The sequence below is a fragment of the Pseudaminobacter soli (ex Zhang et al. 2022) genome, from assembly GCF_014595955.1.
GTDB classification, from domain to species: Bacteria; Pseudomonadota; Alphaproteobacteria; order Rhizobiales; family Rhizobiaceae; genus Kumtagia; species Kumtagia pseudosoli.
In genome coordinates, this window is the sequence record NZ_JABVCF010000015.1 from 45,975 (window position 1) to 70,402 (window position 24,428).

General features: G+C 61.8%; 18 protein-coding genes, 1 pseudogene and 1 riboswitch. Of the genes and pseudogenes, 13 read left to right on the forward strand and 6 right to left on the reverse strand.

Features of this window, described 5'->3' with window-relative positions; all coding sequences use genetic code 11:
- Positions 1–132 precede the first annotated feature (132 nt).
- Entirely contained in the window at positions 133–873 is a 741-nt protein-coding gene (locus tag HUI96_RS23835) for an MBL fold metallo-hydrolase (protein ID WP_188257216.1), read from the reverse strand.
- Between the two features lie 548 nt (positions 874–1,421).
- Between HUI96_RS23835 and HUI96_RS23840 the strand changes: the two genes are divergently transcribed.
- Positions 1,422–2,813, forward strand: coding sequence for an NAD(P)-binding domain-containing protein (locus tag HUI96_RS23840; protein ID WP_188257217.1), 1,392 nt, complete (start codon positions 1,422–1,424; stop codon positions 2,811–2,813).
- Positions 2,814–2,965: 152 nt separating this feature from the next.
- On the opposite strand, the gene HUI96_RS23845 is transcribed toward HUI96_RS23840, so the two are convergent.
- A complete protein-coding gene (locus HUI96_RS23845) occupies positions 2,966–3,244 on the reverse strand; it encodes a hypothetical protein (protein WP_188257218.1) in 279 nt (92 codons plus the stop codon).
- A 15-nt stretch (positions 3,245–3,259) separates the two neighbouring features.
- On the opposite strand from HUI96_RS23845, the gene HUI96_RS23850 reads away from it, so the two are divergent.
- The 7 genes from HUI96_RS23850 to HUI96_RS23875 all read left to right on the forward strand — a co-directional run bounded on the left by HUI96_RS23850 (position 3,260) and on the right by HUI96_RS23875 (position 10,993).
- Positions 3,260–4,042 (forward strand): helix-turn-helix transcriptional regulator, encoded by a 783-nt coding sequence (locus HUI96_RS23850; RefSeq protein ID WP_188257219.1) that lies wholly within the window; start codon positions 3,260–3,262, stop codon positions 4,040–4,042.
- A 443-nt stretch (positions 4,043–4,485) separates the two neighbouring features.
- On the forward strand, positions 4,486–4,662 hold the full coding sequence (locus HUI96_RS29140) for a hypothetical protein (protein ID WP_210320301.1): 177 nt from the start codon (positions 4,486–4,488) through the stop codon (positions 4,660–4,662).
- Entirely contained in the window at positions 4,659–6,083 is a 1,425-nt protein-coding gene (locus tag HUI96_RS23855; RefSeq protein WP_188257220.1) for a cytosine permease, read from the forward strand. Before HUI96_RS29140 ends, HUI96_RS23855 begins: the two co-directional genes overlap by 4 nt.
- Positions 6,084–6,302: 219 nt before the next feature.
- Positions 6,303–7,442 (forward strand): aromatic ring-hydroxylating oxygenase subunit alpha, encoded by a 1,140-nt coding sequence (locus HUI96_RS23860; protein ID WP_188257221.1) that lies wholly within the window; start codon positions 6,303–6,305, stop codon positions 7,440–7,442.
- 71 nt (positions 7,443–7,513) lie between these two features.
- Positions 7,514–8,527 (forward strand): 2Fe-2S iron-sulfur cluster-binding protein, encoded by a 1,014-nt coding sequence (locus HUI96_RS23865; RefSeq protein ID WP_188257222.1) that lies wholly within the window; start codon positions 7,514–7,516, stop codon positions 8,525–8,527.
- Between the two features lie 295 nt (positions 8,528–8,822).
- Positions 8,823–10,232: an NfeD family protein gene (locus HUI96_RS23870; RefSeq protein WP_337918603.1), complete on the forward strand. Its 1,410-nt coding sequence runs from the start codon at positions 8,823–8,825 to the stop codon at positions 10,230–10,232.
- Positions 10,229–10,993 (forward strand): slipin family protein, encoded by a 765-nt coding sequence (locus HUI96_RS23875; protein WP_188257223.1) that lies wholly within the window; start codon positions 10,229–10,231, stop codon positions 10,991–10,993. Before HUI96_RS23870 ends, HUI96_RS23875 begins: the two co-directional genes overlap by 4 nt.
- Before the next feature lie 20 nt (positions 10,994–11,013).
- On the opposite strand, the pseudogene HUI96_RS29580 reads toward HUI96_RS23875, so the two are convergent.
- The 4 genes and pseudogenes from HUI96_RS29580 to HUI96_RS23895 all read right to left on the reverse strand — a co-directional run.
- A pseudogene (locus tag HUI96_RS29580) lies at positions 11,014–11,262 on the reverse strand (transposase); the annotation flags it as partial.
- A 65-nt stretch (positions 11,263–11,327) separates the two neighbouring features.
- Positions 11,328–12,119, reverse strand: coding sequence for an ABC transporter ATP-binding protein (locus HUI96_RS23885; RefSeq protein WP_188257224.1), 792 nt, complete (start codon positions 12,117–12,119; stop codon positions 11,328–11,330).
- Positions 12,116–13,117: a FecCD family ABC transporter permease gene (locus tag HUI96_RS23890; protein ID WP_188257280.1), complete on the reverse strand. Its 1,002-nt coding sequence runs from the start codon at positions 13,115–13,117 to the stop codon at positions 12,116–12,118. The genes HUI96_RS23885 and HUI96_RS23890 overlap by 4 nt, the downstream gene beginning before the upstream one ends.
- 47 nt (positions 13,118–13,164) lie before the next feature.
- Complete coding sequence (locus HUI96_RS23895) at positions 13,165–14,181, reverse strand: ABC transporter substrate-binding protein (RefSeq protein WP_188257225.1); 1,017 nt, start codon at positions 14,179–14,181, stop codon at positions 13,165–13,167.
- 150 nt (positions 14,182–14,331) lie between these two features.
- Positions 14,332–14,523, reverse strand: a riboswitch (cobalamin riboswitch).
- 682 nt (positions 14,524–15,205) lie between these two features.
- Here HUI96_RS23895 and HUI96_RS23900 point away from each other — a divergent pair.
- From HUI96_RS23900 to HUI96_RS23920, 5 genes are all read left to right on the forward strand, one after another.
- Complete coding sequence (locus HUI96_RS23900; RefSeq protein ID WP_188257226.1) at positions 15,206–16,300, forward strand: TIGR03118 family protein; 1,095 nt, start codon at positions 15,206–15,208, stop codon at positions 16,298–16,300.
- A gap of 34 nt (positions 16,301–16,334) precedes the next feature.
- A complete protein-coding gene (locus tag HUI96_RS23905) occupies positions 16,335–18,644 on the forward strand; it encodes a peptidase domain-containing ABC transporter (RefSeq protein ID WP_337918604.1) in 2,310 nt (769 codons plus the stop codon).
- On the forward strand, positions 18,613–20,013 hold the full coding sequence (locus tag HUI96_RS23910; RefSeq protein WP_188257227.1) for an HlyD family type I secretion periplasmic adaptor subunit: 1,401 nt from the start codon (positions 18,613–18,615) through the stop codon (positions 20,011–20,013). The genes HUI96_RS23905 and HUI96_RS23910 overlap by 32 nt, the downstream gene beginning before the upstream one ends.
- Before the next feature lie 119 nt (positions 20,014–20,132).
- Complete coding sequence (locus HUI96_RS23915) at positions 20,133–21,722, forward strand: tetratricopeptide repeat protein (RefSeq protein ID WP_237684328.1); 1,590 nt, start codon at positions 20,133–20,135, stop codon at positions 21,720–21,722.
- A gap of 219 nt (positions 21,723–21,941) precedes the next feature.
- Positions 21,942–24,263 carry a Tex family protein gene (locus HUI96_RS23920; RefSeq protein ID WP_188257229.1) on the forward strand — a complete coding sequence of 774 codons (2,322 nt, stop codon included), beginning with the start codon at positions 21,942–21,944 and terminating at the stop codon, positions 24,261–24,263.
- Positions 24,264–24,428 lie beyond the last annotated feature (165 nt).

Genomic DNA, 24,428 nt, shown 5'->3' on the forward strand with positions numbered 1-24,428 from the left:
GTCCGGCACGATTTGCCGCCGGACATGCCTCAAGCGAACTTAGGGTTCTTGCGCGGAGCTTAACCGGGGAAGCGAGATGCCTGAACGCTCGTTTGCCTGATGCAGCCGCTCCTCCTGAGCTTGGAGGCAAATTCACTGAATTTGAGCGCGCTTCGCACGAAGAATGCGATCGATGAGTTCCAGCATCCTTTCGCGTCCGAAAGACTGATAATGCCCGGCGAACACCGTATTGACCGGCAATCCGCGAAGCCGCTCTAGAGTGTCGGCAAATGTGATCGGGTCGCCAACCGCAAAATCTCGCTCCAGCACAGGATCATCGTAAAGTGTGTCGCAGGTGAACAGACTGCCAGTCGCGGCTTCCCAAAGCACCATACTACCCGGCGTCACTCCCGGGACGTGGAGAACTTCCAGCCGTCGATCTCCCAAATCGATGATGTCGCCGTCATCGAAGCATACAGTCGGCGGAGCACCCTGCATGCGATAGTTCGCGGCCTCAAACCCATCGTAGGGCAGAGCAGTTAGCATAGCCTCACTGACGTAGGTCGAAACGACAGATGATTCATCGGTAGGATTCGCGATCTGGTCTGCATCCAAGCGATGACATCCTCGCTCTGCGAAATAATGAAGTCCGCCCGCGTGATCGTAGTAGCAGGCGCATGCCACCGCGAGGACCGGCTTGTTGACCATGGAATCGATTACCAGACGCGGCGACACGATGCCGGTTCCGGCGTCGATGACGAGATCACGCTCCGAACCCCGAACGAGCCAGATGTTTCCTGCGAGATAGGGGTCGATCCAAGTCTCGCGCAAACGCAGGACATTGTGATGGCAGGCCTCGATGCCGTACCAGAATTCAGCGACCGGCTTTTGCACGAATGCTTCTCCCTACATGATGCGAGAACTTGAAATTGGCGGGGCCCTTCGAAATATAGCTGCCCGGCTCCGGCAGGTTCGCGGCCGCGGTTCGGTGATTCCACGGGCGAAAGACTGTCGCGCTTCTCTCGTTGTCTGATCTTGCCGTCGGATTAAAAGGCAGGGTGTATGATCGCGCCGGCTAATCCGTTAGCCTCCCGTAATCAGGGACTAGGGAATTCATCGCGGCCTCGCATTCTTATGATTTGTTGAGCTTTATACCCCCGGCACTTCGGGAGCGATGGTGCCAAAAGGCATATGCTCCGCGTGTCCGGCGTCAGCCCGAAGAGACGAGATCGGCTGCAGTGCCATGCGCAGGCAATATGGTGCGGGACAGAAGATCCGCATCGCGCTGGAGGGTTTGCCGGGCTGACCTTCAGCCAACCCTATCGCTGGTGTCACGAGCGGTTCCAGACGCCTTGTCGAGGCGCTGTGGTGACCAATGGCATTATTGCCAAGTCGCCTCCTCTAAGCCTTTTCACGCGAGAAAAGACTTCGGAGGAGACTGTATGGACAAAAGGGTAGCAGTCATCGGCGCGGGCCCGTCGGGTCTTGCACAACTGAGAGCATTTCAATCCGCCGCGAAGAAGGGCGCAGACATCCCGGAAATTGTCTGCTTCGAGAAGCAGTCGGACTGGGGCGGCCTGTGGAACTACACCTGGCGCACCGGCACCGACGAGCACGGTGATCCGGTGCATGGCTCGATGTACCGTTATCTGTGGTCGAACGGGCCGAAGGAATGCCTGGAGTTCGCAGACTATTCCTTTGAGGAGCATTTCGGCCGGCCGATCGCCTCCTATCCGCCGCGCGCCGTGCTGTGGGACTATATCAAGGGGCGGGTGGAGAAGGCGGACGTGCGCAAATGGGTGCGCTTCAACACCGCCGTGCGCATGGTCACCTATTCGGAGGCCACCGGCAGGTTCACCGTCACCGTGCACGACCGCACCAAGGACGTGGTCTATGCCGAGGAATTCGACCATGTCGTCGTCGCCTCGGGCCATTTCTCGACGCCGAACGTGCCGCATTTCGAGGGCATCGAGAAGTTCGGCGGCCGCGTCATGCATTCGCACGACTTCCGCGACGCGCTGGAGTTCAAGGACAAGGACGTGCTTTTGATCGGCCGCAGCTACTCGGCCGAGGACATCGGCTCGCAATGCTACAAGTACGGCGCCCGCTTCATCGCCAACAGTTACCGCACCAAGCCGATGGGCTTCAAATGGCCGGAGAACTGGGAAGAGAAGCCGCTGTTGATGCGGGTGGAAGGCAAGACCTGCCACTTCAAGGATGGCAGCTCACGCGACTTCGACGCCATCATAATGTGCACGGGCTACCTGCACTACTTCCCTTTCCTGACCGAGGACCTGCGGCTGAAGACCGACAACCGGCTGTGGCCGCTCGGACTCTACGAGGGCGTCGTTTCGGAGAAGAACCCGAAGCTGTTCTATCTCGGCATGCAGGACCAGTTCTACACCTTCAACATGTTCGACGCGCAGGCCTGGTTCGCGCGCGACGTCATGCTGGGCCGCATCGCGCTGCCGTCGCAGGTCGAGATGGCCGCCCACAGCCAGGCCTGGCGCGAGCGCGAGGAAGGACTGGAGAACGCCGAGCAGATGATCTGGTTCCAGGGCGACTATGTGAAGGAGCTGATCGACAGGACTGACTACCCCTCCTTCGATATCGACAAGGTCAACGAGACCTTCATGGAGTGGGAGCACCACAAGATGGAGGACATTATGGGCTTCCGCAACCACGGTTACCGCTCCGTACTCACCGGCACCATGGCCCCCAAACACCATACCCCCTGGCTCAAAGCCCTCGACGATTCCATGGAGGCGTACCTGCAGCTTCTCAGGCCCGCTGAAGCAAAACTGGTCCACGGCAACCAGAAGGAGGTTTGTTGACGCTGCTTTCCGTACCTCCCCGAAATCATTCGAGATTTTCGGGGAAGCATATTCATGCGAGGAGTTGACCCGTTCAAAGAAGCTGTCAAACTCCGCTTTGGAGGTCGAGCTTCGAGTGGCCATGTTCGCCTTTCAGATGTTGGGATCCCCGCTTAGCCGAGGAACCTGGGATGATTGATGAAGAACAGACCCTCGTCGCGCTCACCAATCTGGCAAGGGATATCGGCGAACCCAATTTTCACCTTCGCCTTCTCGAACTCGTCGGCGCCGTACTGCCGCACGACATGGGCTGGATAGTTCGTTATCGTGCCGGTTCGGAGCCGGACGTCCTCTACACCAAGGCCATAGAAGCCACCCTGGTCGACTACTATCTCCAGATGAAGCCCAACTCGGGCGACCCCTATCTCTGTTCCTGGCGCAGCAATTCGCATGCGAGGGTTGAAACGATGGACGCCGCGTTGCCGCTGGCGATCGATCGGGATTTCTATGCCCAGGAATTCAGGCGTAAGGCCGAGTTCACGGACGAGTTGGCCGTCTTCCTGCCCGTGCCAGGCGCATCCTGCATTTCCCTTTTTCTCGAAAGGCGCGATCGCTGCTTCAGCTGCGACGATGTCAATCAGGTCCAGCGGCTGTTCCCGGCCATGCTCGACTTTCACCAAACCCATATGCGTTTGCTCTTTGCCAACCTCTCGCACGAAATGGCGGATCGGCGCGCAATTGAAGATTGCGCCATCAGCGTGCTCGACCGTTCGGGGCGGATCGTCTTTTCCACGCCGGGCTGGAGGGAGCTCGAGGCACGTGATCGCCGTATGATGGCATTGCTGGACGCAACTTCTTCTCACGATGCCGCCGAAATCGTTGCCAACATCGCATTACCGTTTCGCCTGCTTCCCCTGGACGAGATGAACCCGATAGCTCCCGGCGGCGTACTGATCTATGCCGCCGAGGAGACCAGCTTCGCCGATGCGAAGAATGGCGAGGCTGCATCGGCAGTAATCGATCAACTCACACCGCGCGAACGCGACATCATGCTTTTCACCCTTGAGGGGCTGAGCACCGGCGCGATCGCCCAAAGGCTCGGAATCGCCAAGGGTTCGATCAAGAACTGCCGTTTGCGCATGTATCGTAAGTTCGGCGTGACGTCCGAACGCGCGATGATCTCCGCGGTCATGCCCTTCACCAGTCAGTTGAAGGCACGGCTCGAGGCCGGCGAACGCAATTCACGCTAAGGAACCTCGACAGCCAGGCTACCGCGGCGAAACGGTGCTCTTTCACCCCGACACGTGCCGCTCCGGCCTTCCGAAACGCCATCACCTGCAGACCTGATCCGTATCCGGCACGCCCGACTGATAGTCCGACATTGTGAAAGAAAGCGTCGATCTTCGTCGAGCGCTGCTGTTGCAGGTCTTGGCGGACTGGAACTTTCCCGACCGAGCGTAGTGCCATCCGGCACTATTGCGGCACTACTCGGGACTGCCGAGAGTTCCCTAGCGCAAGACCCTGCCGGCCTCGACCGCCGATAGCCGTCAGCACCGGCGCCAGATTCAGAAAGGAGGCTCGGTATCCGCCGGATCCGGCTCGTAAGCGCCTTTCAAGCCGCTTCGGAACGGGCGGCTGCGAAACGTTTACACGCCAGCAGGTGAGCCCAATTCACGACAACAAGGGGAAGCCAATGCAAGCAACTCAGATGGATTTCACGGCGGATGCCATTACGGAGAGTCCGGACGATAGAATCGACTTGCTGGAGTTCATGCCCACAGGCGAGCCGCTCACGCGCAAGGATGTGATCGTTCTATGTCTTAGCGGCATTGTGGCACCTGCACTCCTGCTGATCTGGGGATGGGCATGAAAGGCGGCATTTCCGGCGATGTGATCGATCAGTCGGTGGAAAGTTGGCCGGTGCCATTGGCTCAACGCACCTGGGGAGGCTGGCATGCTGGAGCGGTATCGCTCACAGCGGGTGTGGCAACCTGGTCTTTCGTTGTTGGGGGCTTCGCGGCCAATTATGTAGATGCTCGCGCAGGCACCGCCGCGATGCTGGCGGGAGGTCTGATCTCCCAATTCCTGGTCAGTCTGGCTCAAATTCCGGCTGTCACCAAATATGGCCTGGAGACTGTCAGTACGACCAAACCGCAGTTGGGCACGCGCGGTTCGGCCTTCGCCCTGTTCATCCAATACCTGACCCTGATTGGCTGGAATTGCGTCCTCATCATCTTCCTTGGACGTGCCGTTTCCTCGACATTGCTACAACTGGGACTCATAACGGGAGACATGCACGGCAGCGTGGCGATCGTCGCTTCGGTGCTTGCCACCTTCAGTATCTGGGTGCTTTTGCTGCTCGGAGCAGAGGGGTTGAAATATACCGGCGTGATCGTGGCAGCCGGAATATTCATCATCGGGACGTGGATGTACGTTCTGCTGTTTCAAACCTATGGCCTGGCAGCCATAGTCGAGGCGAAGCCACTTGCTCCGCTTCCGCAAGGGCGCCTCATGAACTACACGATTGCAATGGAGGTGTTGCTGGTCTCATCGATCGGTTGGTGGGCCTATATGGGCAGCATGTTCAGGCTGGTGAATAAAGCCGGCAGGGCGGTCTATCCATCCATGGGATCGCTCGGATTTGGCTGGGCCGCCATCGGTCTGATCGGTCTCTATTCGGGCCTAATCGTAGGCCAACCGGATCCGGCGATCTGGATCGTGGAAGTTGCCGGCCCTGTGGCCGGTGTCGGGGTGCTGCTTTTCGTTATCATGGCGAATCTCGGGTCTGCGGTCGTTGCCTCTCACGCAGCGGCGCTCGGTGTCGGTCAGGTGCCGATATTGAACAAGCTCCTGTCCTGGCCGCTGAAGACATTCCTGGTTCTGCTGCCGATGTTCATCGTGGACATCTTTTTCCCGAGCGCCTTCTACGACAACATCGGTACGTTCATGGCCTTCATCGGCATCTTCATCGCGCCGCTGGTCGGGGTGCAGATTGTCGACTGGTTCGCCTTCAGGCGCATCGATACGCTTCATGTTCCCTCCCTGTTCAGGCACGATCAGCGATCATGCTACTGGTACAAGGGCGGCATCAATCCGCCTGGAATAGTGGCATTGGTCTTGGGAGCCCTGACCTATATCGCGCTGCTCGACCCTGTCTCGTTCGTCCCGAACCTGGAAATGGTCCAGTATACGACGGCTACGCTACCGTCGGCGCTGGTCGGCGCTGTGGTCTATTATCTGGGCATGAGATTGTTCGGCGACATCAACCCCGAGGCCAAGCGGGCCCGCTAGGGCGCCGAGCGCTTCTCGGGCGCTGAGATTATCCGACATCCCGCCGCGTCCGGACCGATACCCGGGCGCGGCGCCTCAATCACATCACCTTCTACAGCCCGTTCGTTGGTGCCAAAGGGCACCATTGCGACGGGTCCGGCAATGCACCCACACTTCAGACAGCGCAGAGGCGCGCCGCCCGCTTCCCCGGCCCACAAACTTGAACAGGAGGAGAACCCAATGTTGAAGAAAAACGATCAGGAACTCTTCGGATTGGAACGCTTCAACCCCGATGATGCGAGCCGCTCCTACACTCTTCCCGGCAATCTTTATTACGACCCAGAGATCTTTGAGGTCGAAAAGGAGGCGATTTTCTACAAAGCCTGGAATTTTGTGTGTGCCGCCAATCAGCTTGAGGCACCGGGCTCCTACACGACAACACGGGTCGGCGACCAGAACATCGCCATCGTGCGCGGTCGCGATGGCGAGATCCGCGCGTTCCACAATGTCTGTTCCCACCGCGCCCACCAACTCCTGAGTGGCGAGGGCAAGACGCGGATGATCGTCTGCCCCTATCACGCCTGGACCTACGACCTGGATGGCAGCCTGCGGTCAAACTCGATCCTGGAGACGGTGGACGGTTTTGCCAAGGAGGAGTTCTGCCTCAAGCCTGTCAAGGTGGAGATCTTCCTCGGCTTCGTGTGGATCAACCTTGATCTCGATGCGGTTCCGCTCGTCGAGCAGTCGGGGGGCTTCGGGGATGACGTGCGCCGCTATGTCGATACCCCCGAAACCTTGAAGTTCGCTGGCCGGCTCACTTTTGAAATCAAGGCCAACTGGAAGAATGTCGTCGAGAATTTCCAGGAGTGCTACCACTGCCCGCCCGCCCATCCGGCGCTGGTCGAGCTTTTCGACCACGGGATCTACCGGACGAAAAACTACGGCATCTGTTCGAGCCACATTGCGCCGGCGCGCGAAGACAACTCAGCCTACAAGTTCGACGCCAGCAAGAAGGGCAATCAGCTGATGTATGCCGCCTGGTTCCTGTGGCCGAACCTGACCTTCAACGCCTTCCCCGGCCGCCGAAACCTGTCCTTCATGCACATCATGCCGACTGGCCCGGAGACGACCTTCGAGCACTGGGACTTCTTCCTTGAAGACGAGACCCCCAACGAGGAGGAGGTCGCGGCGATGGACTACATCAAGAACGTTCTTCAGCCGGAGGATATCGGCTTGGTCGAAAGCGTCCAGCGCGGTCTTCATTCGAAGGCCTACAGCCAGGGCCGGCTGGTCATAGACAATGATCGCACCTCCAACAGCGAGCACGGCATCCATCATTTCCAGTCGATCTACTACAAGGCAATGACCGCAAACCGCTGACAGACGATTGCTCGACATGCCGGCGGCGCTCGCCGCCAGTATCTCAACCCGCGACAAATTGGGACGACCATATGGCCCATAAGGTCTCGATACGTCAGTTCGACTGCGCGATCGATGTGAAGGATGGCCAATCCATTCTGGATGCAGCGCTGAAGGCGGGGCTGGATTATCCTTATGCGTGCCGTTCAGGCACCTGTTCTGCCTGCAAGACCGAACTTCTTTCGGGTGATGTCAAGCACCGGGCCTACGACGCGCTTGCGTTAAGCGAGATAGAACGGGCGGCCGGCATCATCCTGGCCTGCCGCGCCAGTCCTGTTTCCAATTGCGAAGTGGCGTTTCTCGAGGACGATGCTCTCGAATACACGCCACGAAAGGTGGAATGCAGGATCTCGCATATCGAGCACGCCACTCACGACATTGCAGTCGTACGGGCCGTCGCGCGCGATGGTACGGCACTACAATTCGCGGCCGGACAGTTTGCCATGCTGACACTGCCCGGCCTGCCGCCACGCGAGTATTCCTTCGCCAGTCGACCTGGTTCGCTTGAGCTGGAGTTCCACGTCCGCTCCCGCCAGGGGGGACATGTCAGCTCGCACATATTCGAGCGCAGTAGGGTCGGCGATCACTTCCTGCTCAATGGACCCTTCGGCAACGCCTATCTGCGCAAGGAACACTCGGGACCGATCATTCTTGTCGTCGGCGGGACCGGATTGGCCCCCGCGATGTCCATCCTGCGGGAGTGCCTGGCGACACTGCCCGGACGCGAGATAAAGCTCTTCTTTTCGGTAAGGCAGGAGGGCGATTTATATTTCGGCGAATTGCTGAGGCGCATGTCCGAAGAGCACTCGAATTTCACGTTCTATCCGGTGATATACGATCCGGTCAGCGGATATGCTCAATATCGGGGGAATGTCCTCGAATTCATGGAAAATATCTCCCTGAACTTCCGCTCAGCCAAAGTGTATACCTGCGGCCCACCGGGACTGGTGAGCGCCTGTCAGAGGTTCGTCACGCGGATGGGCACCTTGCCCGAGAATTGCCATGCGGACTCCTTCGTTAGCCAGGAGGAAAAAATCGCGAGTTGATGCGGCATCAGAACACGACCGCCCCGGCCGCAATGCCGTCTGCCTGGAACAATTGGGCCATCTTCTGAGCCAAGCTGGATATTTGACCAGGAAAAAAGGTTAGACTCCAGTCCTCTGCCCTCTACCCATGTCGCGCGACCAATTGAGCCTTTAGCTGTCAACGAGTCTCCAACTCCAGTCGATGGCTGCTTCGGTGGGGCGTGACGAGACGCGTCAGCCCGCTTGGGGCAGGCAAGTGACGCGTCATGGAATTCGGCAAAATCGAGCCCATATCTCTGTATATGGAGCTTTGAGCGTGAAAATCGCGCGTATGGCCCTTCTTGCTGTGGCTCTCGTGGCCGCTGCGGCCTTTGCTCCCCTCTCCTCAACCGAAAAGGCGAGCGGCCGGGCGAAGCTGGCGTTGACCATCGACATCGACGGGGCCATCGGCCCAGCCAGCGCACGGCAACTGACGGAAGGCCTGGCGACGGCGGTTGCGCGCAACGCCGAGGTGGTCATCCTCGAGTTGAACACGCCAGGCGGGCTGGCCACCTCCATGCGCGAGATGATCGCCGATATCGTGGCATCGCCAATTCCCGTCATCGGCTATGTCGCGCCGTCAGGCGCCCATGCGGCAAGCGCCGGCACCTATATCCTCTATGCAACCCATCTGGCTGCTATGGCGCCGGGCACCAATCTGGGTGCTGCGACGCCGGTCGAACTTGGCGGGCCGCCGTCCCCCTTGCCTGGCGGCGGCGGCGACAAGGGCGGCAACGGCGAAAACCAGAAGAACGCGACCGAGCCCAATCCGTCGAGCGACGCGATGACGGCCAAGGTGACCAATGATGCGGTTGCCTTTATCCGGTCATTGGCCGAACTGCGCGGGCGCAACGCTGACTGGGCGGAAAAGGCGGTGCGTGAGGCGGCCAGTCTCTCCGCCACTGCTGCCCTGCAGCAGCACGTCATCGAGATCATTGCCAAGGATCCCGCCGATCTGCTGCAACAGGCAAACGGGCGCACGGTCGAGGTGGCCGGCAGGCAGGACGTGCTGGCGACGAACGACCTGACGGTCGAGACGCTGGAAGCCGGCGGGCTGATCCGGCTCTTGTCCATCATCACCGACCCGAATGTCGCAATCATCCTGTTGCTGGTGGGCGTCTACGGCCTCGTCTTCGAGTTTTCGAGCCCCGGCATGGTGGCGCCTGGTGTCGTCGGCACCCTGGCCCTGTTGCTTGCGCTTTATGCGCTGGATCTTCTGCCGATCAACTATGCCGGCCTGGCGCTGATGCTGCTCGGCATCGCCTTCCTCGTCATGGAGGCCTTCAACCCGACGGCGGTGCTTGGCCTCGGAGGTGTCGCGGCGTTCCTCCTGGGGGCTGCCATGCTGCTCAGGGTGCAGGGTCCTGGATATGAAATGTCGTGGGTCGTCATCAGCATTGCCGCCGCCTTGACGCTTGGCTTGGCATTGCTGTCGGGCAGCTATCTGTGGGCGGCGCGCAAGAGGCCCTCGCGGGTCGGCGCGCAGGCGATGAACGGGTTGCCGGTCGAGGTCATCGACTGGTCGGGCGATCAAGGCCATGTGTTCGCGCAGGGCGAGCGCTGGCGGGCGAAAGCCGACGAACCTCTTGGTCCTGGAGACAGCGCCGAGGTGGTGGGTGTCAAGGATCTCGTCCTGCTGATCCGACGCCGAGCGACGCGACAAACAAGCAATGGAGGACCGCAATGACCATTGCCTATGTGGCCTACCTGGTACTCGCTGCGGTTGTTGCCCTGTTCCTGTTCGCCACCATCCGCATCCTGAGGGAATATGAGCGCGGCGTCGTGTTCACGCTCGGCCGCTTCACGGGCGTGAAGGGACCGGGGCTGATCATCCTCATTCCCTTCGTCCAGCAGATGGTAAGGGTTGATCTCCGCGTGGTGGTGCAGGACGTGCCGCCGCAGGACGTGATCTCGCGCGACAACGTGTCGGTGAAGGTCAATGCGGTGCTTTATTTCCGCATCGTCGATCCCGAACGGGCGATCATCAAGGTTGAGGACTACATGGCTGCGACCAGCCAGCTTGCGCAGACGACGGTGCGCTCGGTGCTCGGCAAGCATGAACTCGATGAGATGCTGGCCGAACGCGATAAGCTCAATGCAGACATCCAGGAGATTCTCGACCAGCAGACCGATGCCTGGGGCATCAAGGTGACGAATGTCGAGATTAAGCATGTCGACCTCAATGAAAGCATGATCCGGGCGATTGCCAAGCAGGCCGAGGCCGAGCGACTGCGCCGCGCCAAGGTCATCAATGCCGACGGCGAACAGCAGGCGGCGCAAAAGCTGGTCGAGGCCGGCAAGATGCTGGCCAAGGAGCCGCAGGCGATGCAGTTGCGCTATTTCGAGGCGCTGCACGACATCTCCGGCGAACGCTCGTCGACCGTCGTGTTTCCGCTGCCCATCGACCTGCTCGGTCTATTCGACAAGACACCTCGCGATACGAAGTGAGTTCACTTTCGAAAGATCTTGTATGGCGTCAGGTAGAAGAGCTTGGCGTCCGCCCCCCCGGATGGCACGGCGGATCGAGGGCCCCTTGTGGGAGCCGAGATTGTCCATCACCACGACGTCGCCCGGTTGGAGAGCAGATGCGAGGAACTGCTCCACCCAGGCTGCAAAGCTGGTTCCGTTGATCGGCCGTCGACGACGCAGGGCGCGTCGATGCGGTCATGGCGCAGGGCAGCCAGGAAGGTGAGCGTGGGCCATTTGCTGTCCGGGGCCTTGGCGGGGCTCGTACACCATCGTACCGGACGCATTGCGGTTCAGCATCTTGACCTCATGTGTCTCAACATTGACCGCGGGCGCTGCAGCCAGAAGAAGCGGGATGGAACCGGAAGATCCTCGCGCCATCGGCGGGATCGGTGATGATGCTGGCGCGGACGCCGAAAACCGAACTGACGCGCTCGGCCGTCAGCACATCGTGCGGCGCACCCACCGCGACCAGCCTTCCGCCCGACATCACGCCGATCCGGTCGCAGGAAAGCGCCTGGTTGAGATCGTGCAGAGCGACCACGGACGTGACGGGCAAGCTGGCGACGAGGTCGAGGATCGAGAGCTGATGCTGGATGTCGAGGTGGTTCGTCGGCTCGTCGAGAAGCAGGATTTTTGGGCGCTGCGCGAGCGCGCGGGCTAGGTGCGCGCGCTGACGTTCGCCGCCGGACAACGTGGTCCAGGAGCGCCGCTCGAACCCGGACATGTCGGCATCGGCGAGCGCCTGTGCCACGATCCGATCGTCCTCGGCGGACCAGGGCTGCAGTGGCGTCAGCCACGGTGTTCGGCCGAGTTCTACCGCGTCCCTAACGGTGATCGCCTCTGTTGTTTCGGACTGCTGCTCGAGAAAGGCAATCAGTTGCGCCGCCTCACGTCGCGGCATTGCTTCCAAGGCTTTGCCTTTGACAAGCACACTGCCCGAGGTCGGCTGCCGAATGCCGGCCAGCAGCTTCATCAAGGTGGATTTTCCGGAGCCGTTCGGACCGACAAGGCCGAGTGTTTCCCCCGCGTTCACGACAAGGTCCACGGCCGTCACGATCGGCTTGCCGCGCGCCGACCAGCCGAGATTGCGCGCCTCCAGGATCATGGGGCGCGACGACCGCGGAGAAGGATCAGCGCGAAGGCCGGCGCGCCGACAAGCGCGGTGATGACGCCGATCGGCAGGACCTGCCCCGGTATGATGGTGCGCGACAGAACGTCCGCCGCGATAAGGAATGCAGCGCCGATGAGTGCAGCCGCCGGCCCGAGCCTGCCGTGGCGTACGCCGACCAGGAACCGTGCCGCATGCGGGATGACCAGTCCGACAAACCCGATCGACCCGACGATGCTGACCATGACGGCCGTCACCAGTGCGGTGAGGCCGATCAGCACGATCTGCACCCGGCGCACCGGAACGCCCAGCGATGATGCCGACTCCGCACCGAAGGCGAAGGCATCGAGCGCCCGGGCGTACCAGATGCAGGCCGACAGTCCGACAAGCGCGATAGGGACCGCCAGCCAGACGTCCGGCCAGCGCGCGCCGCTCAGGTTTCCGAGCAGCCAGAACATGATGCCGCGCGCCTGTTCGGCATTGGCCGACTTGGTGATGATGAAGGAGGTCAGGGCATTGAAGAGCTGCGAGCCGGCAATGCCAGCAAGCACGATCTGCGTGGTGCCATGCAGCGTCGCGCCGCCGCCCGCCGCCCGCGCCAACACGGCCACCATCAGGAACGCGGCGACCGCACCGGCGAAGGCGCCGAGCGACATCGAGATCGCGCCGGCGCCGAGCCCGGCGACGGTCACCGCCACCGCGCCCGTCGAGGCGCCCGCGGAGATGCCAAGGAGGTAAGGATCGGCAAGCGCGTTGCGCAGCAGCGATTGTAGGACCATGCCGGAGATCGCAAGGCCCGATCCGCAGCAGGCCGCGACGATCGCGCGCGGCAGGCGATAGTTCCAGATGATCCCCATGTCGATCGGGTCGATGGCGTAGGTCGAGCCGAGGATCTTGTTGGACAGTGTCTGCAGCACTGTACCGACCGCGATCGGCGTCTCGCCTATGCAGGTGCCTGCGAGCACCGCGACGGCCAGCGCCATGATTCCCAGCATCCCCCGGCCGAGACGGGAGACGTGGATGGCTTGCGAAGACGTGCCGCTCACTTGGCCAATCCGCAGCCCTTGAGCGACTTGGACAGCATCTCGATGCCGGCGACCGTGCGGATGGTCGCACCCATGGCATGCGCATCCATCACGACGATGCGGCTGTTCTTCACCGCATCCATCTGGCTGGCCACCGGATCGGATTTCAGGAACTCCAGCTTCTTCTCGTAATCGTCGGCGGGAAAGCGGCGGCGATCCATCTTGGCGATAACGATCAGCGTCGGGTTCGCCTTGGCGATCGTCTCCCAGCCGACCACCGGCCACTCCTCATCGGATTCGACGACGTTCCTGATGCCGAGCTTGTCCATCATGTAGGCGGGAGCGCCCTTGCGGCCGGCCACATACGGGTCGATGTCCATTTCGGCGCTGGAAAACCAGAACACGGCCGAGACACCCTCGAGATTGAGCGCTTTGGCCTCCTCGATCGCCGCATTCTCGCGTTCGGTGAGGCTGGCGACCAGTTCCTCGCCCTTGTCCTGGACGTCGAAGATCTCTGCCAGTTCGCGCACGCCCTGATGAATGGTCCTGGTCGAGAACAGCTCACTGCGCGTGCCATCGACGCCGATCGTGTTATCCTTGGCGACGCAGTCGGCGGGCAGGACATAGGTCGGGATGCCGACGTCGTGGAACTGCGTACGGCTGGCGACAATCCCGTCCGGACCGACGTGCCAGATGAACTGCACTGTCACCAGTTCCGGCTTCTTGGCCACGACGCTCTCGAAGCTCGGGTCGTTGTCTGCGAGCCGCTCCACCTTGTCGTTGACCTCCTTGAACTCGGGCAGGACCTCGTTGAACCAGACCGAGGTACCGGTCACCCTGTCTCCGAGCCCCAGCGAATAGAGCACTTCGGTAGCAGCCTGGCCGACCGTCACGGTCGAGGCAGGCGCGTTTTGGAAGGTGAGCGTCTCTCCGCAGTTTTCGAGGGCAAGGGGGTATTTCGTTGGCTCAGCCGCCGCGACGGCGGTGAGAAGCCCCAGACTGCCCACGGCCAGGGCAACAGGTGAAACGGTCATGGTGCACAGATCTCCGATCGGTAGTTAGCCAGACTTCGGAGGTACGAGTCAGGACGGCAATGACCGGCGACACGCCCGAAAGAACGTGGACCTATTGCGCACCAAACGTGCCTTGCATCATCGACACCCCCCCGGACGCCCCGCCGGCTTGTTGAGTTACGGACGTCGGTAGGTCTCCTGACTGACGGGTCATCGTCTCTCTCGGCCTTCCCGGGAGTGCAGCCCAGTGGCATGTTCGAGAGGGACTGGCCGCCTACAGTTGCGGGGGCAGTTTCGGTTCGCGGCAAGCCGCGGCGAATTCCCTGTTACTTCCTTGCGGAAACCGACGTTGGGGTTCGTAGCCAATTGCGCCGATCGGATCAAGCCGCATGCGCCAAGCGCCGGACAATCGCCTTAGGTAAACGAGGAGGCTCCAGCAGAGCCGGTTGTTCCGCGCATCCAATTTGCTGTGCAGGTCTTTGGCGAGATCACGAAGCCGCCTTCTAGCGTCCGGGAAATGTACTTTCCCAAAGGATGAGCTTTTCGAATTGGCGCAAGGACTCCATGATCGATCCGCTCCTGGATGAAGGATTCGCACCGGCCAGGCGCGGTCGTCGCCAACCCTCGATTCGTATCTGGGCCGCAAAGCGGTCTGGCAGTTTCTGGCTCCGCGACGAAAATTGCAGACGTTCAACCTACTGCGACCGACCAGGACCGCCCCTGCTGCAAGCGCGGGTGCTCGACCATCGATCCCACGCGGCCAGCGCCGCGGCCGAGCCGAGTATCGCGCCAGCCAGTACATTGATCCTCGTCAATGCAGCGCCTTGATCTCTGTAGCATTGTCAAATTTGGTCGCGGATTCTCCCTTGGCCGCGACCGGCCGCCAGCGCCACCGAAGGATGCAAACTTCGGACGAGCTAGGGATTGAAGCACACCGCCTGCCAAGGACCAATGGACCCGCCCTGCGGGCGCCGCATGACGCCTCTCGAAAGGCGGCAGAGCGATCAGTTCTGCGTCATGCGGCCAAGACAACAGGAGAAGTTCAATGGATACCGTTGCTCATTCTCGCCCCCATGCGCAAAAGACAACCTTCGCCCAGACGAACCTCGTCTCGGACGGGTTTGTCCAAGCACCGGTGATCGACCCGAACCTCATCAATCCCTGGGGAGTCTCAACGCCCGCCCCTAATCGGTTCTGGGTGTCGGATAACGGCACAGGCGTGACGACGATCTATGACGGTAGGGGAAATCCCCAGACGGTGGCCGGTCATACTGCCATCACGATTGCCGCGCCTCCAGGACAAACGGAGCCGTCGAGCCCGACCGGACAGGTGTTCAACAAATCAGGACACGGCTTCAAAATTTCCAGCGGAGGCAAGACAGGTTCGTCGGTCTTCATGTTCGCAACGGAAGACGGGACGATCTCGGGCTGGAACCCGAATGTGAACAGCGGCAGTTCCGTATTGGCTGTCGACAACTCCAACGGCGGTGAAGGGGCCGTGTACAAGGGGCTTGCGATTGCTGACACCAAGCACGGTGCCAGGCTCTATGCCGCCAATTTCAGAAGCGGGAAGGTGGAGGCCTACGACCAGAATTTCGACTTGGTGCGACGTTTCACCGACCGTCATCTCCCAAAGGGCTTTGCGCCCTTCAACGTGCAGGTTCTCGACAACCGGCTGTTCGTCAGCTTCGCCTTGCAGGATGCCGACAAGAAGGACGATGTCGCCGGCGCCGGGAACGGCTTCGTCGACGAATTCGATCTCAAGGGGAATTTGCTGAACCGCGTGGCATCCCGCGGACCGCTCAATTCTCCGTGGGGGCTCGCGACCGCGCCGAAGGACTTTGGAAAGTTCTCGCGTGATCTTCTGGTCGGGAATTTCGGTGACGGCACGATCAATGCCTTCGATCGGAAGACCGACAAGTTCGAGGGCAAGCTGCGCGGGGCCGATGGTAAGCCGATAACGATCGGCGACCTGTGGGCGCTCGTTCCCGGCAGTAGCCGGCCGAACGGCAACCCGAAGAAGATCTACTTCACCGCTGGCGTAGAGAACGAGGAGCATGGTCTCTTCGGCACATTGAGCGCAATCAACGATCACAAACACCCGACAGTAGCGGTACACGGTTCGCATTCGTTTGGCTGACATCACGAAGAGGCTCATGTAAGGAGTATCTCTCGTGGCGTTCTTCGCCCGACGGCGTTCGGACGCGGGGAGCCAGGTTCCGCAGCTTGAAGGCTCCGCCTTCACCGCGGAGCCGGAACAATTGGCGGCGGCTGCTTCCAGTCAGCACGTCCGATCGGCCCGGGACGGGCTTCAACCGCGTCTTCGGGCCGTGATCGCAGCGGCCCATTTTCACGGCATAGAGCTCGATCCCCGCGACTATGCCGGTAACCGTGAGGCGGCGGCGCCGTCCGCCGCGGCGTTGTCCGCATGGCTCCAGGATGCGGGTCTGTGGGCAAAGGCGGTGCGGTTGCGCTGGCGAGATCTCATTGGTCTCCGCGAAACCGGTCCTGTCGTCCTGTTCCTAAGGGACGGCGGGGCCGCCCTGATGGTTGGGGCAGACCCGGCACGAAATCTCGTCGGCGTCAAAAGTCCGGATTGGCCTGCAGGCGCGGAGGCCATCGCCGTCGATCAATTGCGCCTGGAGCAGGTCTGGTCGGGCGATGCTCTGCTGTTGCGGAGCAAACGTGCTCGATCGTCGGCCGAGGCGCCGTTCACGCTTGGCTGGCTGGCTTCTCTCGTCTTGCGGGAGCGGCGATTGCTCCGGGACATAGGGGTAGCCTCGCTGACATTGAGCTTTCTGACGATCTTCCCGCCCTTGCTGGTCATGACGGTCGTGGACAGGGTGCTGACCCACCACAGCTATTCGACGCTTGTCCTTCTTGGGGCGCTCCTTGCCATAGCAACGGTGTTCGAGACATTCCTCGGCTATGCCCGGCGGCTGATCGTGTTGATCGTGGGCACGCGGCTTGATGCCAAGCTCAATCTCCACGTCTTCAACCGCTTGCTGCGACTGCCGCTCGACTATTTCGAGCGCCATCCGGCCGGCGAGACCATGCACAAGATCGCTCAGGTCTACAAAGTTCGGGAATTCCTTACAGGCAAGCTTCTGACCACGTTCCTGGATCTCATGACCCTGGTCGTGCTTCTGCCCTTCCTGTTCTTCCTCAACCCCTTCCTCGCCGGATTGGTGCTGGCCTGCTCGGCCTTGATCATGCTTGTCATCCTGGCCTTTCTGCGCCCGATGCGCAGCAGCTTTGCCGAGGTGATCTTCGCTGAGACCGAGAAGGCTTCCGTGCTCGGCGAGACCGTGTTCGGTATCAAGACGATAAAGTCTCTGGCGCTTGAACCGCAGCGGAACGCTTTGTGGGACGATCGGGTCGCCGATGTCGGGACGTCGCGCCTGGCCTTCGGCAAGCTGGCAAATTGGCCCCAGACCCTCATCACCCCGCTCGAGCGGTTCATGTCTATCGGGCTTGTGCTGATTGGCGCTTACATGGCGCTCGAGGACAGCACGGGCTACGCGGTCGGCGCGCTGTTCGCCTTCATGATGCTCAGCATGCGGGTGGCGCAGCCCTTGGTGGCACTTGCGCGCCTCATCGAGGATTACGAGGGAGTGGCTCTCGCAATCGTCGAGGCCGCCTCGGTGCTCAACCGGCCGCCGGAGGCGGATGCGGTATCCGGAGGATTGCGACCCCGGTTCGCAGGTGCGGTCTCTTTCGAGGATGTAAGCTTCACCTATGCTGGCACCCGACTTCCCGCCCTCGATCGCGTCGCCTTCGAAATACCGGCCGGCACGATGCTGGGCATCGTCGGGCGCAGCGGGTCTGGAAAGTCGACGCTGACCCGGCTCCTGCAGGGGATAAACCGGGATTACACCGGTTCTCTGAAGATCGACGGCAACGACGTGCGGGAGATCAATCTGCGCCATCTCCGGCAGAGCTTCGGCGTAGTCTTGCAAGAGAATTTCCTCTTCCGGGGTTCGATCCGTGACAACATCATCGCCGGCCGCTCTGGGCTGGTCCTTAGCGATGTCGTGAACGCATCTCGCCTCGCCGGTGCCGAGGAGTTCATCGAGCGGATGCCGAACGGCTACGAGTCGCTGATCGAGGAAGGTTCGCCGAATCTTTCGGGCGGCCAGCGGCAGCGGCTGGCAATCGCTCGTGCCTTGATCACCGATCCGCGCATTCTGATCCTGGACGAAGCCACGAACGCACTCGATCCGGAGAGCGAGGCGCTGCTGAACGCCAATCTGCTTCGCATCGCTAGCGGCCGGACCATGGTGATCGTCTCGCACCGGCTGTCATCTTTGGTCGATAGCGATCAGATCCTTGTGTTGGACAACGGAAGAGCAGTCGACATCGCTCCTCACGACGTTCTCCTCGACCGCTGCGCCATTTACCGCCAGCTTTGGTCGCAGCAGAACCGCTCTCAAGACCACCAGGGTCACATCCATGTCGCTCCTGCCTTTGTCGGAAGCCGGTAGGCCGGTCATTGGTACAAAGGATGCGGCCGACCGGGCGCTCCTGGAGTTTCAATCTCCATCCGCGGCGATCGTCACTGCTCCGGTCCCATGGTTGGCACGTGGATCTGTCTGGGCAATTGCGCTCATGCTCGCGATCTCGGTCCTGGCGATGGGGTTGATTCCGGTCGACAAAGTGGTGACGGCTCGTGGACGGGTCGTCTCTCGGATGCCTATATCGGTCGTGCAGCCGCTGGAGACCTCGATCGTGCGCTCGATCGGCGTCACAGAAGGCCAACAGGTCCATGCAGGCGATACCCTAGCCGAACTCGACTCCACCTTCACGGCCGCGGATGTCGGCGGTCTGGCCTCACAGGTTTCCATGCTGGAAGCGGAAGTCGCGCGTCTCCAGGCGGAGGCCGACGGTCGCTTGTTCACCTATGCCGGATCCGATGCGAACCTGATGCTACAGGCGGCGATTGCCGCCCAGCGGTTGTCGGAGCGTAAGCTCAAGGAGGAGATGTATCGGCAGCGCGTCGATAGCCTAAACGCTGTCCTCACGCGCAGCGCCGAAGATGTGCAGACCTTCCAGGCGAGACAGAAGGTGGCCGACAAGATCCTCTCCATCCGTAAGGAATTGGAGCGCAAGCAGGTCGGCAGCCTAGTCAATTCACTGGCTGCCTTGGATAATCAACTGGAAATCACCCGCAGCCTTTCCAACGCGGCGCAGAGCGCGGAAGGTGCGCGCCACGATCTCGAAGCAGCCCAGGCGGAGCGCGATGCCTACGATCAGAACTGGCGCGCCGAGGTTTCGCAAAGGTTGGCGGAACAGAGACACAAGCTTAACGACGCCAGGGAGCAATTGAGCAAGGCGCAACGCCGGCGCCAACTGGTCGAACTGCGCGCTGACCGGGATGCAACCGTTCTCACGGTCGCCAAGGTTTCCGTGGGGTCGGTGCTGCAGTCGGGCGAGCAACTCATCACACTGGTTCCTGCCGACGCGCCCCTCGAGGCGGAAGTGAACATCGCCGGGCACGACAATGGTTTCGTCCAGGCCGGTGCTCCGGTCGCGGTCAAGTTCGACACTTTTCCGGCCTCGCAATATGGGTTGGCACATGGGACGGTCCGCACCGTCAGTGCCGACAGCTTTGTCGGTACGGATGACGTGAAAACTCGCCCCGGCGCCGCTCCGGCGAGTCCCGGCAGTTCAGAGCCGTTCTATCGCTCGCGCATCACCCTTGATGAGGTGAACCTGCATGGCGTTCCGGCCGGCTTCCATGTCGTGCCCGGCATGCCCGTCACTGCAGACATCAAGGTGGGCCAAGGCACCGTGCTCGCCTATCTCCTCGGCCGGATCCTGCCGGTGGCGTCCGAGGGGATGCGCGAGCCATGACCCCTTCAGAGAGCGCTGCTGCAGCATCGAATGACACTAGAACGAGGCGATCGCGGCTGCTTGATCGCGTCGTGGGCAGCTTGTGGCCATCAATGGCGCTTCATCGCGCGACGAGGCTGATGGCAGGAGGACAGGCGATCAGGGCTTTCGGGCTCTTCGCCCGTGCCGCACGCGCAGGTAGCGCGGAGGCTGAATACCAGGTCGGGCGGTGCTACTTGAATGGCGCTGGCGTCCCGGTGAGCCGCGCCGATGGATTCCGCTGGATCGAACGCGCTGCTGCACGAGGACATGCCGAAGCCGAATGGATTCTTGCGGCGCTGTATGTCGACGGCGTCGCGCCATGTTGCGACAGGCAGGACTCTTCCGGTTCTCCGCTCGATCTCTTTTCGTTCGATGTGGCTCCTGAACCAGACTTCGCGGCAGCGGAGAAATGGGCGCGTCGTGCGGCAGAACACGGATCCGCCGATGGACAGGCATTGCTGGGATACGTCCTCACCTTCGGCCCGAAATCCATGCGCGACCTTGAAGAGGCGCAACACTGGTACAAGCTTTCCGCCGAAGCCGGCTGTCCGCAGGGTGCCTACGGCTACGGATCGTCGCTGGTGCAATCGGGGGACAGTGAAGGCGATGAGGTTCGGGCGGCCGACTACATCCGCCTCGCGGCCCAGGCGGGCCTTTCCCCAGCAATCTATCTGCTTGGTATGCTCACGGAACGCGGATGGGGGATTGAACGGGACCAGTCTGCGGCCGTGCAACTCTACAGGCGAGCAGCCGTAATTGGTAATCGCTCGGCCCAGACGAGTTGGGGGCGTGCGCTGATGTGGGGGGTGGGGGTCGAACCCGATCGGATCGAGGGCGAGTCCTGGCTTCGCCGGGCAGCGCTGGCCGGCGATGCGGACGCGGCTGCATTGATCGGCGACATCTACGCCGAAGCCGGTGCGCTTCCTCCAAACTATGCGGAAGCCGCGATCTGGTATCGCCGCGCGGCAGAGGCGGGCCATGCTGCGGCAGCGCGGACGCTGGGCCTGCTCTATCTGTCGGGGACAGGAGTAGGGCGCGACCCGAGGGAGGCAATGAATTGGCTTGGCATTGCCGCCGAAGCGGGCGATCGGTCGGCACAAGTGGATCTTGCCAGCCTGCTGCTGAATGATGGGGCAAGCCATCCTGGAGACCTCGCGAAGGCGCGTGACTGGCTCGAACGGGCCGCCGCGTCGGGAAACCTGCTGGCTGCATCCCATTTGGGCGTTTGCCTGCTGGAAGGCATCGGCATGGACCGCGAGGAGCGATTGGCGCTCCAATGGCTGCACCAGGCCGCGCGCGAAGTCGTGAGCGCACAGTATTGGTATGGTCGGGCGCTTTCCGAGGGGCGCGGAATCGAGGCCGACCCGAGTTTAGGCCGTGCCTGGGTTGCACGCGCTGCGGCTGCCGGCATGGCCGATGCGGAAGCCGCCCTGGCGGAGATGATGGTGAACGGGCGCGGCGGCCCGAAGGATCATGGTGCCGCGCTGGATCTGTTCGAAAGGGCGGCCGCAAAGGGCCACGTCGGCGCCATGTACGCGCTCGGAATGATGAGGGACGGCGGATTCGATGTCGCTTCGGACCACGCTGCGGCATTGCGCTGGTTCGAGGCCGCGGCAGAGCGAGGGCACGAGGCTGCCCAGCACATCGTCGGCCACTCCCCGCAACAGAACGTGCGCGACGATCGCTAGGATTTACGTGGGCGGTGCCTGAGCAGCCCAGTGATGGCAGCAAGGGCACCCCCAACCGGGTTCAGCTCGAATTCGGCCGGTCCAATCGACCCAGCGCTGAGGTAGGCATTTTCCAACCCGCCGTCGTTGTGGGGAAGCGCCTTGACCCAGTCAGGGGCAATGGCGATCCTGTCCAGCCTTCAATATGGTGCGCGACTCATCTTTTCGGACGAGGAGCGCATGAACGCTACAGCACAAGCCAGCCTTGGGACCGCACGGATAGCGTCGACCATCGCGTCGGAAATTGGCGCTCGTCCGGAGCAGGTGGCCGCCGCCATAGTGCTCCTGGATGAGGATGCCACGGTTCCGTTCGTCGCACGCTACCGCAAGGAAGCGACTGGCGGACTCGACGATACGCAATTGCGCCTGTTGGCCGAGCGGCTTGCCTACCTGCGTGAGTTCGATGCGCGGCGCGCGACGATCCTCGCTTCGATCCGCGAGCAGGGCAAGCTGACGGATGAATTGGAGGCCAAGATTGCCGCCGCCACCACCAAGGCGGAACTGGAAGACATTTACCTGCCTTACAAGCCGAAGCGTCGGACAAAGGCCGAGATCGCGCGGGAACGCGGGCTGGGACCGCTGGCCGAGGCGATCCTGACCAACCGCGCAGCGGCACCAGCGGAACTCGCGGCTTCGTATCTCACCGATGAAATACCGGATGCGAAAGCAGCGCTCGAAGGCGCGCGTGATATTCTATCCGAGCAGTTCGCGCAAAACGCTGATCTCGTCGGGCAACTGCGTACTTACATGAAGGAGCGGGCCTTCTTGCGGTCGCGCGTCGTGGCGGGCAAGCAGGAAGCCGGCGCAAAGTTCTCCGACTATTTCGACCACGTCGAGCGCTGGTCGGGCGTGCCTAGCCACCGTGCACTCGCCATGCTGCGCGGCCGTAACGAAGAAGTGCTGTCTCTCGATATCGAGGTGGATGCCGATGACGCCTCGCCGGTGAAGCCGGTGGAGCGCATGGTCGCGCAAACCTATGCAATCGGCAGGGAGCTTCCGGGCGACCGGTGGCTGATGGAGGTCGTCGGCTGGACATGGCGGGTCAAGCTGTCATTGCATCTTTCCCTCGACCTGATGCGCGACCTGCGCGAGCGTGCCGAGGAAGAGGCGATCCAGGTCTTTGCCCGCAACTTGAAGGATCTTCTGCTGGCCGCGCCGGCCGGCTCCCGTGCGACGATGGGGCTCGATCCTGGCATCAGGACGGGCGTAAAGGTCGCGGTGGTGGACGGCACCGGCAAGCTGGTGGCGACGACGACCGTCTATCCGTTCCCACCAAGGAATGACGTAAGAGGTACCCAGGCGGAGCTTGCCGGCCTGATCCGCCGGCACAATGTCGAACTGGTTGCCATCGGCAACGGCACGGGCAGCCGTGAAACGGAGAAACTGGTGGCCGAGATGCTCTCCGACATGCCCGCACCGAAACCAATCAAGGTGATCGTGAGCGAGGCAGGAGCGTCGGTCTATTCCGCCTCGGAAACGGCCGCCGCCGAGTTCCCGGACCTCGACGTGTCACTGCGTGGTGCGGTGTCAATCGCACGTCGCCTCCAGGACCCGCTGGCCGAACTGGTGAAGATAGACCCGAAATCCATCGGCGTTGGACAATACCAGCATGACGTCGACCAGTATCGCCTTGCCCGTTCGCTGGATGCGGTGGTGGAAGACGCGGTGAACGCGGTCGGCGTCGATCTCAATACGGCTTCTGCCTCGCTTCTGGCGCGCGTGTCCGGTCTCGGGACCTCGTTGGCGGAAGCGATCGTGGAACACCGCAACGCCAACGGGCCGTTTCCCAGCCGTAAGGAACTGCTCAAGGTTCCAAGGCTCGGTCAGCGCACCTTCGAGCAGTGCGCCGGCTTCCTGCGCGTTCCCAACGGCCTAGAGCCGCTGGACGCTTCAGCCGTGCACCCGGAAGCCTATGGCGTGGCGAAGAAGATCGTCGCTGCCTGCGGCCGCGATGTGCGCTCGCTGATGGGAGACAGCTTGATCCTCAAGACGCTCGACCCGCGCATGTTCGTCGATGAGCGCTTCGGCTTACCTACGGTGCGCGACATCATCGCGGAACTGGAGAAGCCCGGCCGCGACCCACGTCCGGGCTTCAAGACCGCGACCTTCGCGGAAGGTGTGGACGACATCAAGGATCTCAAACCGGGCATGCTCCTTGAAGGCACGGTCACCAATGTCGCGGCTTTCGGCGCGTTCGTCGACATCGGCGTGCACCAGGACGGGCTGGTCCATGTGTCGCAATTGGCGGATCGGTTTGTGAAGGACGCGCATGAGGTGGTGAAGGCCGGCGACGTCGTCAAAGTGCGTGTGCTCGATGTCGACATCGCGCGAAAGCGAATCTCCTTGTCCATGCGCCGGGACGCGAGCGCGGCTCCTGCCAAACCCGCACCGCGAGACAACGGAAAGCAGAACCCGCCCCGGAATAGTCAGAGCAGGCCGGAGCGGTCTGCGCAGCAGGGCTCCTTGGGTGCTGCGATTACTGAGGCCCTGAGGAAGCGTTGAGCTGCCGAGCAGGGCAACCTGCGGCCTCCAAATGCTCACGCGATGTTGCCCAAAGCGCCGTGGACCCGCGGCGTCCGCCTGGTGTAAGGGACGCGTATCCGGCCGCCTCTGCCCTACCCTGTCCGCCGAGCGACGTATGGCGAGAAACAAGCGGGAAGGAGCGAT